The sequence below is a fragment of the Achromobacter spanius genome, from assembly GCF_039673305.1.
Classification (GTDB): domain Bacteria; phylum Pseudomonadota; class Gammaproteobacteria; order Burkholderiales; family Burkholderiaceae_B; genus Achromobacter; species Achromobacter spanius_F.
This window is the reverse complement of record NZ_JBDJLJ010000031.1, coordinates 1-14,982: the sequence shown is the minus strand read 5'-3', so window position 1 is coordinate 14,982 and position 14,982 is coordinate 1. Positions and strand designations below refer to the sequence as shown.

The window sequence follows — 14,982 nt, the reverse complement described above, 5'->3', positions numbered from 1 at the left end:
TTTGTCTCCTGAGCCGGCCGCCGTGTCAGGCGACGGCCGGTTTGATGGCCGCCGCGGGGCCGGGATACTCCACCGGCTGGTCGGCGCCCTGCAGAAGGCGCGCGTTGCGCCACTCGACCACGTTCTTCGCCACCAGGGTCACCAGCGCCAGCAGGGCCAGCAGCGAGGCAACGGCGAACGCCGCGGAATACTGGTACTCGTTGTAGAGAATCTCCACGTGCAAGGTCATGGTGTTGGTCAGCCCGCGGATCTGACCGGACACCACCGACACCGCCCCGAACTCGCCCATCGCCCGCGCGTTGCACAGGATGGCGCCGTACAGCAGGCCCCACTTGATGTTGGGCAGCGTCACGCGCCAGAAGATCTGCCAGCCGCTGGCGCCCAGGGTCAGCGCGGCCTGCTCTTCCTCGCTGCCTTGCGCCTGCATCAGCGGAATGAGTTCGCGCGCCACGAAGGGGAACGTCACGAACAGCGTCGCCAGGATGATGCCGGGCACCGCGTAGACGATCTTGATGTCGTGGGCCTGCAGCCATTCGCCGAACCAGCCCTGCGAGCCGAACAGCAGCACGAACACCAGCCCCGCCACCACAGGCGACACCGAGAACGGCAGGTCGATCAGCGTGATCAGGAACTGTTTGCCGCGGAACTGGAACTTGGTGATGGCCCAGGCCGCGGCCACGCCGAACACCAGGTTCACGGGCAAGGCGATCGCCGCGACCAGCAGCGTCAGGCGGATGGCCGCCCACGCATCGGGTTCGACGATGGCTTCCAGGTACAGCTGCCAGCCCTTGCGGAAGGCCTCGGCGAACACCGCCGCCAGCGGCACCAGCAGAAAGAGCGCCAGGAACCCCAGCGCGACGAACAGCAGAACGCCGCGCACCCAGCGCGGCTCGGTCAGGTGAGCGGGACGATCCGGTGCGCTCATGACAGCCTCCCCAGGCCGCGGCGCGCCTGCCAGCCCTGCAACAGGTTGATGATGAGGAGCAGGACGAACGACAGCGCCAGCATCACGGTCGCGATGGCGGCCGCCCCGGCGTAGTCGAACTGCTCCAGCTTGGAAATGATCAGCAGCGGCGTGATCTCGGACACCATCGGCATGTTGCCGGCGATGAACACCACCGACCCGTACTCGCCGACGGCGCGGGCGAACGCCAGCGCAAAGCCCGTCATCAGGGCCGGCGTGATGGTGGGCAGCAGCACGCGGCGAAACGTCTGCCAGCGGTCGGCGCCCAGGCTGGCGGCCGCCTCTTCGATCTCGCGCTCGACGTCTTCAAGCACCGGCTGCACCGTGCGCACGACGAAGGGCACGCCGATGAAGATCAGCGCGATCACGATGCCCAGCGGCGTGAAGGCCACCTTCAGGCCGAACCATTCGGACAGCGGGCCGCCCAGCCAGCCCTTCTGCGAGTAGAGCGCGGTCAGGGCGATGCCCGCCACGGCGGTCGGCAGCGCGAAAGGCAGGTCCACCAGCGCGTCCAGGATCTTCTTGCCGGGAAACCGGTAACGCACCAGGACCCAGGCGACGACGGTGCCGAACACCAGGTTGACCAGCGCCGCGATGAACGACGCGCCAAAGGTCAGCTTGTAGGACGCCAGCACCCGCGGCGCGGTCACCGCATCCCAGAAGCCCTGCCATCCCAGCCCGGCGCTCTTGATGGGCAAGGCGGCCAGGGGAATCAGCACGAGCACGCTGAGGTACAGCACCGCGTACCCCATTGAAATGCCGAAACCGGGCAGCACGCCCGGGCTGTTGCGCCGAACGGCAAAAGGCGCTTGCGCGCCGTTTGCCGTCGGGTTCGAGGCAGTAGTCATGGCCGTCGTCCGAGGGTGTTCCAGTTATTTCTTCTGCGGCTGGTAGATCTGGTCGAAGGTCCCGCCGTCGCTGAAGTGATCCTTCTGCGCCTTGCGCCAGCCGCCGAAGATCTTGTCGTCGATGGTGACGAGCTTGACCTTGGGGAACTTGGCCTCGTACTTGGCGGCGACCGTCTTGTCCAGGGGCCGGTAGTAGTTCTTGGCGATGATTTCCTGCGCGGCCGGGGTGTACAGGAACTCAAGGTAGGCCTGCGCCGCGGCGCGGGTGCCCTTCTTGTCCACGACCTTGTCCACGATGGCCACCGGCGGTTCGGCCAGGATGGACAGCGAGGGCACCACGATGTCGAACTTGTCCGGACCCAGTTCTTCCAGGGCCAGGAAGGCCTCGTTTTCCCAGGCCAGCAGCACGTCGCCCACGCCGCGCTCCACGAAGGTCGTGGTGGCGCCGCGCGCGCCGGTGTCCAGCACCGGCACGTGCTTGAGCAGGTCGCCAACAAAGGCGCGAGCCTTGTCCTCGCTGCCGCCGTTCTTTTCCAGCGCATAGGCCCAGGCGGCCAGGTAGTTCCAGCGGGCGCCGCCCGAGGTCTTCGGATTGGGCGTGATGACCTGCACGCCGTCCTTGATCAGGTCGTCCCAGTCCTTGATTTGCTTGGGGTTGCCCTTGCGCACCAGGAACACGATGGTGGACGTGTAGGGCGAGCTGTTCTGCGGCAGGCGCGCCTGCCAGTTCTCGGGCAGCAGGCCGCGGTCCGCGATGGCGTCGATGTCGTAGGCCAGCGCCAGGGTCACGACGTCGGCTTCCAGCCCGTCGATGACCGAGCGCGCCTGGCGGCCGGAACCGCCGTGCGATTGGCGGATCGTCAGGTCGACGTTCGCCTTTTCCTTGTATTGCTTGACGAACGCGTCATCGATGGCGCGGTACAGCTCGCGCGTCGGATCGTAGGACACGTTGAGCAGCGTCTGCTTTTGCTGAGCTTGCGCCGGCGCAATCGCGGCAAGTGAAACTGTCACCGCGGCCAAGGCGGCCAACCAACCGGCTTTCCTGAAAGACATCCCTTGCTCCCTGTGTTTGGCAATGTGGAGGCAAGTGTGCGGGCTGGCCGATCTGAACGGAACGAATCATTTTTTGGTTGCTCATCGCTCTCAGGCATATAGGACGAACATCCCAACAACGAAAAACCGCCGCAATCCCCTATGGAGACTGCGGCGGTTCGGGCGGCGGAAAGCCGCTATGGCGGATGGGGGGCAACCCCCCATTTTCCGAATTTACTTATTCGGTTGAGGCGTGATGCGCAGATAGGGACGCACCGCCTTGTAGCCTTTGGGGAACTTCTCCTTGATCACGGCTTCGTCCTGCAGGGACGGAACGATGATCACGTCGTCGCCATCTTCCCAGTTCACCGGCGTGGCCACGCTGTGGCTGTCGGTCAGTTGCAGGGAGTCGATGACGCGCAGGATTTCGTTGAAGTTGCGCCCGGTGCTGGCCGGATACGTGATGGTCAGGCGCACCTTCTTGTTCGGGTCGATGATGAACACGGAGCGCACGGTCGCCGTGGCGCTGGCGTTCGGGTGGATCATGTCGTAGAGCTCGGAAACCTTGCGGTCCTTGTCGGCAATGATCGGGAAGTTGACCGTCGTCGATTGCGTGTCGTTGATGTCCTCGATCCACTTGGCGTGGGAATCAGCGCCGTCGACCGACAGGGCCAGGACCTTCACATTGCGCTTGGCGAACTCGTCGGCCAGCTTGGCGGTGTAGCCCAGCTCGGTCGTGCAGACGGGCGTGAAGTCGGCCGGATGCGAGAACAGCACCCCCCAGCTGTTGCCCAGATACTCGTGGAAGCGGATCGGGCCAGCCGAGGATTCCTGCTCGAAATCAGGGGCGATATCGCCCAGGCGTAGTTGACTCATGGTGTCTCCTGTGTGCGGATTCAGTTGAAGGGGCTGGCTGCCAGGCCGTCCTGGCAAGGCGGCGCAGGGAAACGTTTTCGTTGCGGAGCTTACCGCGTGTAAAACGATTCTTCCATCAAACCTTTAGCCGAGGAAATACGCAAGTCATATAACCTTATGCAATATTCACAACGGCGTCGCAGGAGCCTGCCGCCCGTTTTTTTTGGCTAGCTCAGATGGTAGGCCAGGGACACGATGATCGGCCCCAGCACCGGCAGCAGCACGTTGGCGATGGCGTAGGTCACCGTATAGCCGAGCAGGGGCACGGAACTGCCGCTGGCCGTCAGGATGGCGCTGATTGCCGGCGTGCTGACATGCTGGCCGGCAATCGCACCCACCAGCAGCGGGCCCTCGATCTTCAGCAGCTTGTGGCCCACCCACAGCGACAGGCACGCCGGTCCCAGCGAGACCAGCAGGCCGATCAGCGGCAGCACCGCGCCATGCTCGCGGATCAGGGAAACGGCATCAGGGCCGGCCGACAGCCCCACGCACGCCACGAAGACCGCCAACCCCAGATCCTTGAGCAATTGCACCGCGTGGGCCGGCATATGGCCGATCGCCGGCCGCTTGGCATTGATCCAGCCGCAGACCAGGCCGCTGACCAACGCCCCGCCCCCGCTGCCCAGCGACACGGGGATGCCCCACAGCCGGGCGCCCAGGCTGCCCAGCATCAGGCCGGCAAGGATGCCGAACGCCAGGAACACCAGGTCCGTTACGCCGCTGCGGCGCAGTTCGTTGCCTAGCGCCGCTCCGCCCTCCGACAGTTCGGGTTCGGCGCCCACGAGCGTCACCAGGTCGCCGTACTGGACCACCGTCGCCGGGGTCAGCGGCAGCGCATGCCCGGACCGGACAATGGATTGCAGGAACACCCCGCGCGCGCGCCGGGCGCCGGGCCGCTTGGCCAGTTCCCCCACCGTGCGGCCATTGACGGACTTCTTGCTGACGATGACCTGCAGCTCGCTCAACTGGAGATCGTCGGCATGCGCCTCCGGCAGCTGGATCTCCGGACCGATCACCGACCCCGCGCGCAACGCGAAACGGCGCAGGCCCAGCACCACGACCACGTCGCCGGTGGCCAGCTGGTCATCGGGCGTGGCGTCGACGGCCTCGCCATTGCGCAGGATGCGGCTGATCACGGTGCGGCCGCCCAGCTGCGCTTCGACCTCGGCCACGCGCTTGCCGTCCGCATCCTTGACGACGTGGGCGCGCCCGACCAGGCGGGGCAGCGTGGGAACGTTCTGCTCGTCGCCCTCGCCCGGCGTCGCCCCCAGCTTTTCCTCCAGCGCCTTGGACGCCTCGCGCAGGTTGATGCGCAGGAGCGCCGGGGCCACCTGGCTGGTGAAGAACACGATGCTGATGAGGCCCACCAGGTAGGTCAGCGTGTACGCCGTCGCGATGTTGGCTTCCATGCGCTGCACTTCGGCGTCCGGCAATCCCAGGTGCTTGAGCGCCTCGGCCGCCGTGCCGACCACGGCGGACTCGGTCGCCGCGCCCGCGGCCAGGCCCGCGGCCGTGCCGGCGTCCAGGCCGAACAGCGGCACCGCGGTCAGCACGATCGCCAGCACCAGCGCGGCCTCGATGAGCGGCAGCACGATATAGCGCAGGCTGGAGCGGTTCAGGTTGGCGAAGAACTGCGGGCCGCCCGAGTAGCCCATGGCAAAGATGAACAGGGCGAACGCAACCTCTTTCAGGTCGCCGCGCATCTGGCAGCCCGTCTGGCCGATCAGCAGGGCGACGATCAGCGTGCCGCACACGCCGCCCAGCTCGATCGGCCCGACCTTCAGCTTGCCAATCAGGTATCCCAACCCCACCGTGACGAACAGCACCGCGATGGGAACCGTATTGAAAAACCCGACTGAGCAAGTCATGAGGTCATGTCGCCTGAAGGCTGCCTATTTCGCGGACTTCTTGGCGGATCTGGCTGCGGTGTCCGCCTTCTTGACCGCCTTCTTCACGGCCTTCTTGGCCGTCGTCTTGGCGCCGGCGGCGCGCTTCGCCTTGGCAGCCTTGACCGTCTGGCCCTTGCCCGCGGTCGGGCCGGAACGCACCAGTTCGGACGCCTTCCATGCCTCGACGTACTCGGTCGCGGATTCGACCATGTGCTTGCCGATCTTGGCATAGTCCCCGTCGTCGAGGTTGGCCAGCGAAATGCGGATCGACCATGGCGGACCGCCGAAGCCGCCGCCGTCCATCAGCACCACGCCCGTCTTTTCCGCCAGCCGGAACAGGAAATCCACCGGCTCGTAGTTCGCGGTCATGTACTTGCAGAAGGCGTCTCCATACATGATCTTGGCCCAGACCATGAAATCCAGTTCGACGTAATACCAGCCGCGCATCGGGTCTTCCGGCGGCATGGGAATGCCCAGGCCCTGCCACAGCGCATCGCGGCGGCTGCGCACGATCTCCATGGTCAGGTGCTTGTAGGCGTCCTTCAGGTCCAGCAGGTGGGACAGGGCAAAAAAGCCCATCTGCACCTGCTGCGGCAGCGACAATCCCGCTGTGTGGTTCAACGCCACATTGCGGCTGTCCGCGACCATGCGGTCGATGAACTTGAGCTTTGCCGGCTCCATGGTCATCGCGCCGTAGCGCTTGTCCAGGCGTTTTTTCCACGATGCCGGCAATTCGGCAATGCGCCGGTCCATCGTATTCGTCTCGTGGGTGGCAATGACGCCCAGGCGCCAGCCCGTGCAGCCGAAGTTCTTCGAGAACGAATAGACGCAGATGGTGTTGTGCGGCACTTCCGCCATCAGGGAACGGAAGTTCGGCACGAACGTGCCATACACGTCGTCCGTCACCAGCACCAGGTCGGGGTTCTTGCGGATCAGGCGCACGATCTGCTTCATCTCGACCGGGCTGAACGCCACCGACGGCGGATTGCTGGGGTTCACGGTCACGGCCAGCTTGATCTTGGGATCTTCCAGCTTGGCGATTTCAGACGCCGGATAATGCCAGTCGTGCGTGCCGTCGGCCCGCATGCTGTTCGCGTTGATGGCGACGATCTTGAACTGGAAGCGCTCCAGATGGGCGATTTCGATGTACGGCGTGAAGGTCGGCAGGAACAGCGCGATGGTGTCGCCCTGCTTGAGCAAGCCGTTCTGCAGCAGCGAATCGAAGATGTAGCACATGGCCGCCGTGCCCCCTTCGACCGGGAAGAGGTCGAATTTTCCCTTGGGCGGGCGTCCGTCGCACATTTCCTTGATCAGATAGTCATGGATGATCTGTTCAATGTGCACCAGTGCGCGCGGGGGCACCGGGTAGTGGTCGCCGATGATGCTGTCGGTGAGTTCGTGGATCCACTCGTCGGGATCGAAACCCTTGACCTTCACACCGTACTCCAGCACACCGACCAGGAAATCGTAGCCATCCTCGCCCTTATGCTTGGCCAGAAACTTACGCAGCCGGTCCGCGCATCCCTTCTTGGCGGGCATGCCGGCCAGAATGCCGTCGTCACGAACCCGCCGCGCCTCTTTCATGGCGAACCTGCCCAGCAGGAAGAACGCGTCCCGCGGCTCGGTGGCGATCCAGTTCGGATTGCCGCGTCCCGCGTTCAGCATGGTGGCGGTCGAGGTCTGCTGGCTGTCCTTGGCCAGCGTGATGAGGTAGTCCTTCAGTTCGAAGGGAGAAAGCTGTTCCAGGTCGCGCTGGTGCGAACGGGTGGTCTTCAAGGCCGAAGCCAGGCTGACGGTGACAGGCGTGGTGGAAGCCATTTTCAGTACTCCTGGTGTGCGTTATGACAGGCGCCGTGAAGGCGGGCGCCGTTACCGAGTGCCGCGCTTGCTGGGTGGTCCGCCGGCCGGAGCCGGCGGGCTTTCTTGCTAGGCCATGAGCATGACGATGACAATCCCCCAGATGATGAGCAGGGTATTGCCGATGGCATAAGGCACCGTGTAGCCAAGCGCGGGGACCTGACTCTTCGCCGTTTCGGTGATCTGCCCGATGGCGGCGGTGGTGGTCCGGGCGCCTGCGCAGACGCCCAGCGCGATGGCGGGATGGAACTTGAAGACATACCGCGCAATGAACACGCCCACGATCATCGGTATGCTGGTGGCGATGATGCCGGCGATGAAGAGCTTCGCACCCAACTGCTGGAAACCCTGGACGAAGCCCGGTCCCGACACGATGCCCACCACCGCCACGAAGGCGGTCAGCCCCACCGATGTCAGGAACCAGTGCACCGGCTCCGGCACGCGTCCGAAGGTCGGATGCACCGATCGCAGGTAGCCGAAGACCAGCCCGGAGATCAGCGCCCCGCCCGACGTTGACAGCGTGATGGGGATGCCCCCGACGGTCAGCACCAGGGTGCCGAACAGGCCGCCCAGCAGGATGCCGAAGCCCACGAACACCATGTCGGTCTGGTTGGTGGCCCGGTCCACATACCCCAGCTTGCCCACCACCCGTTCGACGTCGCGCTTGGCGCCCAGGATGAAAAGGCGGTCGCCCCGGTCCAGCTTCAGGCCCCAATTGACCGGCATCTCGTGCCCGCCGCGCACGACCTTGCGCAGGAACACGCCGCGGCCCAATTCACGCACGGTTTCGTTTTCGGCCAGTTCCTTGAGCGTCTTGCCGGCCACGTTCTTGTTGGTCAGCACCACCTCGACGATCTCGGCGGGCAGGTTGATCACGTCGCGGTCCTCGACCTCGCTGCCGATGAGGCCCGCCGCCTGCAGGACCAGCGCGTCATGGCGCCCGGTCACGCCCAGCACGTCGCCGGCCTGCAGCGTCGTCTTGGAGTCGCCATCGATGATCTGGTCGCCGCGGCGGATACGCTCGACAAAGACGCGGGCATCGACGAACTTCGCTTCCAGTTCGCCCACCGTCTTGCCCACATACTCCGCATTGTCCAGCCGGTACGCCCGGGCCGTGAACTTGCGGTAGCCCGACAGTTCCATGGAATCCGCGCCGCCCGACATCTTGGCTTCGTATTCCTGGCATTCCTTGACGATGTCCACGCGCATCAGCTTCGGGCCCAGGGAAGCCAGCAGCCAGGCGCTGCCCACCGTGCCGAAGATGTAGCAGACCGCGTAGGCGACGGGAATGCTGTCGATCCACTGCTTCTTGGTCGCGGCATCGATGGAGAGACCATTGATGGTGTCCGTCGCCACCCCCATGACCGCCGAGATGGTCTGGGCGCCGGACAGCAGCCCCGCGCCGGTGCCGGCGTCAAAGCCGAACGCGACGGCGGTCCCCCAGGTGACCAGAAGGCAGATGACGCAAATGATGACCGCGAAAATGACCTGCGGAAGGCCATCGCTTTTCATGCCGCGGAAGAATTGCGGTCCGACGCCGTAGCCGAGACCGAAAAGAAAAAGCAGGAAGAACACCTGCTTGAGTATGGGAGCGATCGTGATGTTGAGCTGGCCGACCAGCACCCCCACCAGCAACGTCCCAGTCACCGCGCCCAGATTGAAGCCGAATATTTTCTTGGCCCCGATCCAGTAGCCCAGGCCCAGGGTCAAGAAAATCGCCAGCTCTGGGTACTTTCGTAGCGTGTCAAAGAACCATTCCATCACGAATCTCCTTCGTTCTGTAAAGGTCAAGCACAAGCACAAACAAGTTCAGCAGCGCGCGAAATACATTAGCAGAGTCTTTCTGAAAATCAAAAGAATTCGAAATTTTTGGGCACGCCGGTTGCGTACATACAAAAAAAACCGCGGGCCAATGCCCGCGGTCTTTGATTGACGCCTGCGCTGCGGCTTACAGCGCGCTGGTCAGTTCAGGCACGACCTGGAACAGGTCGCCGACCAGGCCATAATCAGCCACGCCGAAAATCGGCGCTTCGGGATCCTTGTTGATGGCGACGATGACCTTCGAATCCTTCATGCCGGCCAAGTGCTGGATGGCGCCCGAGATGCCGACCGCCACGTAGAGCTGCGGCGCGACGATCTTGCCCGTCTGGCCAACCTGCCAGTCGTTCGGCGCGTAGCCGGCGTCGACCGCGGCGCGCGAAGCGCCCAGCGCGGCGCCCAGCTTGTCGGCCAGCGGATCCAGGATCTTGAAGTTCTCGGCGCTGCCCAGACCGCGGCCGCCCGACACCACGACGCGTGCGCCGGCCAGTTCGGGACGATCGCTCTTGGCGACTTCGCGGCCCACGAACGAGGACAGGCCCGAGTCGGCAACGGCGGCGACGTCTTCGACCGAGGCGGAACCGCCTTGGGCGGCGACGGCGTCAAAGCCGGTCGTGCGCACGGTGATGACCTTGACGGCATCGGCCGACTGCACGGTGGCGATGGCGTTGCCGGCGTAGATCGGGCGCTGGAACGTATCGGCAGATTCCACGCCGATGATGTCGGAGATCTGCGCCACGTCCAGCTTGGCCGCGACGCGCGGCGCCACGTTCTTGCCCGACGCGGTGGCCGGGAACAGGATGTGGCTGTAGCTCGAAGCCACCGCCAGCACCTGGGCCGCGACGTTTTCGGCCAGACCGTCGGCCAGCTGCGGCGCGTCGGCCAGCAGCACCTTCGACACGCCGGCCGCCTGGGCGGCCTGGTCGGCCACGGCGCGCGCATTGGCGCCGGCGACCAGCACGTGCACGTCGCCTCCGATCTTGGCGGCGGCGGCGACGGCGTTCAGGGTTGCGCCCTTGAGCTGGGCGTTATCGTGTTCGGCAATAACCAGCGTCGTCATGTCAGACCACCTTCGCTTCGTTCTTGAGTTTGTCCACCAGGGCCGCGACATCGGCCACCTTGATGCCGGCCTTGCGGGCGGGCGGCTCGCTGACCTTCAGCGTCTTCAGGCGCGGAGCGGGATCAACGCCCAGGTCTTGCGGCGTGACGGTGTCCAACTGCTTCTTCTTGGCCTTCATGATGTTCGGCAGCGTGACGTAGCGCGGTTCGTTCAGGCGCAGGTCGGTGGTCACGATGGCGGGCAGCTTGAGTGTCAGCGTTTCCAGGCCGCCGTCGACTTCGCGCGTCACGGTGACCTTGCCGTCGGCCACTTCGACCTTGCTGGCGAACGTGGCTTGCGGCCAGTCGAGCAGCGCGGCCAACATCTGGCCGGTCTGGTTGGCGTCGTCATCGATGGCCTGCTTGCCCAGAATCACGAGCTGGGGCTGTTCCTTGTCGACCAAGGCCTTGAGCAGCTTGGCCACGGCCAGGGGCTGCAGCTCGGCGTCGGTCTGGACCAGCACGCCGCGATCGGCGCCGATGGCCATGGCGGTGCGCAGGGTCTCCTGGCATTGCGCAACGCCGCAAGAAACCGCCACGACTTCGGCGACCGTGCCCTTTTCCTTCAGGCGGGTCGCTTCCTCGACGGCGATTTCGTCAAAGGGGTTCATGGACATCTTCACATTGGCGATATCCACGCCGGTCTGATCAGACTTGACGCGCACCTTGACGTTGTAGTCAACGACGCGCTTGACAGGTACCAACACCTTCATCCCGCTGCCTCCAAATGGAAATTAAGACCCGGCATGCGCCGGGATCGCATTGCACAATTTTTTCCTGATTCTACAGCTTCGCCAGCGCCCGTATGTGGGCGACCACGCTGCGGCCCAAAGCGGACAAGTTGTAACCGCCCTCGAGCGTGCTGACGATCCGGCCCTGGCAGTGGCGTTCGGCCACGTCCACAAGCTGCTCCGTGATCCACGCATAATCCGCTTCGACCAGGCCCATCTGGCCCATGTCGTCCTCGCGATGCGCGTCGAATCCGGCCGACACCAGAATGAGTTCGGGCCGATGGGCGTCCAGCCGCGGCAGCCAGGTATCGGTGACGATCGTCCTGACCGCGGCGCCCGCGGTATAGGCGGGCACGGGCACGTTCAGCATGTTGGCGGCCGGATGATCCGCGCCGCTGTTGGGAAAGAACGGATGCTGGAAGAAGCTGCACATCAGCACGCGTTCGTCGCCCGCGAAGACGTCTTCGGTGCCGTTGCCGTGGTGCACGTCGAAATCGACGATCGCCACCCGCTTCAGGCCATGGACATCCATCGCGTGCTGCGCCGCAATGGCGACGTTGTTCAAAAAGCAGAAACCCATGGACTGCGACCTGCACGCATGATGCCCCGGCGGACGCACGGCGCAGAAGGCCGTGCGCGCCGCGCCGCCCATCACCGCATCCACCGCCGCCACCCCCGCGCCGGCCGCGTACAGGGCGGCTTCGTAGGTGTGCGGGTTCATCAGGGTGTCCGGATCGATAGGGTAATACCCTGATTCCGGCGTATGTTTCTGCAAACTGTCCAGATACTGGACAGTATGTACGCGCAACAGGTCGTCGCGGGACGCCTGAGGCGCCTGCCGGTCATCCAGATAAGGCATCAACCCGCTCGCGAGCAACTGGTCGGAGATGGCGTCCAGCCTCTGCGGGCTTTCCGGATGCCAACTGCCCATTTCATGCAAGCGGCATGCCGGGTGGGTAAGATACATGGTCTCCATAAGGAAGATTATGTTCATCTGTCGGCGAATACTGCAACTCGGAACGCTTTCCGCCCTGCTGGCGGGGTGCTCCACCACCGCCCCAACCGCACCCTCCCCCCCGCCCGCCTCCCAGGCTGCTTCGGTTTCCGGCCCTGCCCCCATCCGTATCGGACCCAGTACGCCGACGCTCGGCTCCGAACTCCCGGATGATGCCCCCGCCGCCCTGACCGCCAGCGGCGCGCTGCGCCCGGAAGTCCGGTCGTTCGTGGAAGACCTGGCCGCCGAGCGCCAACTGCCGCTCGCGCCGATGGTCTCGGCGCTGGAAGGCTCGCGCTACAACGCCACGGTGGCGCGGCTGATCGCGCCGTCCCCGCCCGGGAAAAAGATCTGGCGCAGCTGGCTGACGTACCGGTCCCGCTTCGTCGAGCCCAAGCGCATCGGCTGGGGCGTCGATTTCTACAACGAAAACCGCGACCTTCTCAATCAGGCGGCCCAGCGCTTCGGCGTGCCGGCGCCCATCATCGCGTCCATCATCGGCGTCGAAACGCTGTATGGCCGCAACATGGGCAACTTCCGCGTGCTGGACGCGCTGGCCACCCTGGCCTTCGACTACCCCGATCCCAGCAAGCCCGAGCGCGCCACGATGTTCCGGGGCCAGTTGGCCGACTTCCTGACGCTGGTCATGAAGGACAAGCTCGAGCTCGAAACCCGGGGATCGTATGCCGGGGCCATCGGCATGCCGCAGTTCATGCCCACCAGCGTCATGCACTACGCGGTGGACGGGGACTCCAACGGCCATATCGACCTGACCAACAACACCCAGGACGCGATCATGTCGGTGGGCAGCTTCCTGGCGCAACATGGCTGGCAGCGCGGCCTGCCGGTGTTCGCACCGGTCGCGCTGCCCGCCGACCCGACCGCGCTGGTCGACGGCGGCCTGGAGCCCAAGCAAAGCTGGAGTTCGCTCTCCGCGGCCGGCGCGCGCCTGCAGCCCGGCGCATCCAGCGATGGCTGGAGCAGCCAGCCGATGGGCGTGGTGGACCTGGTCGAAGAGGCGCGAGGCACCGCGCAGTACCGCGTGGGGACGCCCAACTTCTTCGCCCTGACCAAGTACAACCGCAGCTACTTCTATGCGACCTCGGTCGCCGATCTGGCCGCAGAGATCGAAGCCCGCGTCACGCGCTGACCCGATGGGCGAAAACGCCCCGTTGACGGGGCGTTTTCGCCTTGCGATACGCGCGGACAAAAAAGAAGGCGCCCTGAAATCACAGGGCGCCTTCTTTACATGCTGGCCTGGCCGGGCGGTCCGGCCATGGTCATCGGCGGCCCCAGGTCCGCCGCGGGAGCATTCAGTTGAAGACCCCGGTGGACAGGTAGCGGTCGCCGCGGTCGCACACGATGAAGACGATGGTCGCGTCGTTCACGCGTTCGGCCACGCGCAGCGCCGCGACCAGGGCCCCGGCCGAGGAAATCCCGCCAAAGATGCCCTCTTCGGCGGCAAGCCGCCGCGCCATGGTTTCGGCTTCGGATTGCTGGATGGATTCGTAGGCGTCCACGCGGCTGCGATCGAAGATCTTGGGCATGTAGGCCTCGGGCCACTTGCGGATGCCCGGGATCTGCGAGCCTTCGGCCGGCTGCGCGCCCACGACCTGCACCGCGGGATTGCGCGATTTCAGGTAGGTCGACACGCCCATGATGGTGCCGGTGGTGCCCATGGCGCTCACGAAGTGCGTGATGCGTCCGTCAGTCTGATTCCAGAGTTCGGGGCCCGTGGTTTCGATGTGGGCCCGGGGATTGTCGGGATTGGCAAACTGGTCCAGCACCAGCCCCCGCCCATCCGCCTGCATTTCGGTGGCCAGGTCGCGGGCGTATTCCATGCCGCCCTTGTCGGCCGGCGTCAGGATCAGTTCGGCGCCGTAGGCCGCCATGGCGGCGCGGCGCTCCACGGACAGGTTGTCCGGCATGATCAGGATCATGCGGTAGCCCTTCATGGCGGCCGCCATGGCCAGCGCGATGCCCGTGTTGCCGCTGGTGGCTTCGATGAGGGTATCGCCCGGCTTGATGTCGCCGCGCTCTTCCGCGTGCTTGATCATGGACAGCGCCGGGCGGTCCTTCACGGAACCGGCCGGGTTGTTGCCTTCCAGCTTGGCCAGGATGACATTGCCGCGCGCGTCTCCCGCCGCCCCGGGAATGCGCTGCAGGCGCACCAGAGGCGTGTTGCCGACGGTCTGCTCGATGGTGGGGTAGGTAGTAGTCATGCGGACGATCATAACTCCGCCTGGCGGCGGACGGCGCCAAAAGCCGCGCCCGCGCCAGGGGTTAGGCGGAACGCCCGGGTGCTCAGGGCTTGGCGGGAGCCGGCGCCGCCGGCTTGGCAGGCGCGGGCTTGCCCTGCACCGGTCTGCCTTGGGAGGGCTTGGCCTGCGCGGGCTTGGTCGCCGTGGGCGAAGCGCTCGCGGAATCGACCGCGGCGCCGGTCTTGCCACCCACCGTCAGCCCCGCGGCCTGCAGCGCCTGGGCTTTTTTCTGGCCGATGCCGCGCACCCGTTCGCTCAGGTCATCCAGCGATTCGAACTCGCCGCCCCGCTCGCGCTCGCGCACGATGATTTCGGCCGTGCGCGGTCCGATGCCGCGCACGCCTTCGAGGTCGGCGGCGCTGGCCTGGTTGACATCCACCGCCTGCGCAGGCGGCGCCGCCACCCCCAGGCCGGCGGACAGCAACAAGACGCTGAGCGCCCGCCGCAGGGCGCGCCGTCCCGCACGGGGGCAAGCCGTTGCGGGCGCCAGGCGCGGCCGACGCCATGGCGACAAGGGCGAACCGCGAGCGACGGTAGGTTGGACGAACGGATTCATGGGGTTCTCCAGAGTGGAT

General features: G+C 65.5%; 13 protein-coding genes. 1 reads left to right on the top strand and 12 read right to left on the bottom strand.

The annotated features are described in order from the left end of the window. Positions 1-25 precede the first annotated feature (25 nt). The 10 genes from cysW to ABE485_RS20735 all read right to left on the bottom strand — a co-directional run bounded on the left by cysW (position 26) and on the right by ABE485_RS20735 (position 12,128). Complete coding sequence (gene cysW, locus ABE485_RS20780; RefSeq protein WP_346517162.1) at positions 26-925, bottom strand: sulfate ABC transporter permease subunit CysW; 900 nt, start codon at positions 923-925, stop codon at positions 26-28. Next, on the bottom strand, positions 922-1,812 hold the full coding sequence (gene cysT, locus ABE485_RS20775; RefSeq protein WP_346517161.1) for a sulfate ABC transporter permease subunit CysT: 891 nt from the start codon (positions 1,810-1,812) through the stop codon (positions 922-924). The genes cysW and cysT overlap by 4 nt, the downstream gene beginning before the upstream one ends. Before the next feature lie 24 nt (positions 1,813-1,836). Beyond that, positions 1,837-2,865, bottom strand: coding sequence for a sulfate ABC transporter substrate-binding protein (locus tag ABE485_RS20770; RefSeq protein ID WP_346517160.1), 1,029 nt, complete (start codon positions 2,863-2,865; stop codon positions 1,837-1,839). A 213-nt stretch (positions 2,866-3,078) separates the two neighbouring features. Then, positions 3,079-3,720, bottom strand: coding sequence for a peroxiredoxin (locus ABE485_RS20765; protein WP_008164064.1), 642 nt, complete (start codon positions 3,718-3,720; stop codon positions 3,079-3,081). A 206-nt stretch (positions 3,721-3,926) separates the two neighbouring features. Further along, complete coding sequence (gene aspT, locus ABE485_RS20760) at positions 3,927-5,627, bottom strand: aspartate-alanine antiporter (RefSeq protein ID WP_346517159.1); 1,701 nt, start codon at positions 5,625-5,627, stop codon at positions 3,927-3,929. A gap of 24 nt (positions 5,628-5,651) precedes the next feature. Then, entirely contained in the window at positions 5,652-7,466 is a 1,815-nt protein-coding gene (locus ABE485_RS20755; protein WP_346517158.1) for a bifunctional aspartate transaminase/aspartate 4-decarboxylase, read from the bottom strand. Positions 7,467-7,574: 108 nt separating this feature from the next. After that, positions 7,575-9,266 carry an aspartate-alanine antiporter gene (gene aspT / locus ABE485_RS20750; protein ID WP_346517157.1) on the bottom strand — a complete coding sequence of 564 codons (1,692 nt, stop codon included), beginning with the start codon at positions 9,264-9,266 and terminating at the stop codon, positions 7,575-7,577. Positions 9,267-9,453: 187 nt separating this feature from the next. Then, complete coding sequence (locus ABE485_RS20745) at positions 9,454-10,383, bottom strand: electron transfer flavoprotein subunit alpha/FixB family protein (RefSeq protein ID WP_346517156.1); 930 nt, start codon at positions 10,381-10,383, stop codon at positions 9,454-9,456. 1 nt (position 10,384) lies between these two features. Further along, positions 10,385-11,134: an electron transfer flavoprotein subunit beta/FixA family protein gene (locus ABE485_RS20740; protein ID WP_057284940.1), complete on the bottom strand. Its 750-nt coding sequence runs from the start codon at positions 11,132-11,134 to the stop codon at positions 10,385-10,387. 70 nt (positions 11,135-11,204) lie between these two features. Beyond that, a complete protein-coding gene (locus tag ABE485_RS20735) occupies positions 11,205-12,128 on the bottom strand; it encodes a histone deacetylase family protein (protein ID WP_346517155.1) in 924 nt (307 codons plus the stop codon). Positions 12,129-12,138: 10 nt separating this feature from the next. Between ABE485_RS20735 and mltB the strand changes: the two genes are divergently transcribed. Beyond that, positions 12,139-13,296, top strand: a complete 1,158-nt coding sequence (mltB, locus tag ABE485_RS20730; RefSeq protein ID WP_346517154.1) for a lytic murein transglycosylase B — start codon at positions 12,139-12,141, stop codon at positions 13,294-13,296. A gap of 163 nt (positions 13,297-13,459) precedes the next feature. Here the strand turns inward: mltB and cysM are convergent, their stop codons facing one another. Then, on the bottom strand, positions 13,460-14,368 hold the full coding sequence (gene cysM / locus ABE485_RS20725) for a cysteine synthase CysM (RefSeq protein WP_346517153.1): 909 nt from the start codon (positions 14,366-14,368) through the stop codon (positions 13,460-13,462). An 82-nt stretch (positions 14,369-14,450) separates the two neighbouring features. Further along, positions 14,451-14,982, bottom strand: a 532-nt coding sequence (locus tag ABE485_RS20720; RefSeq protein WP_346517152.1) for a ComEA family DNA-binding protein, incomplete at its 5' end; no start/stop codon positions are given.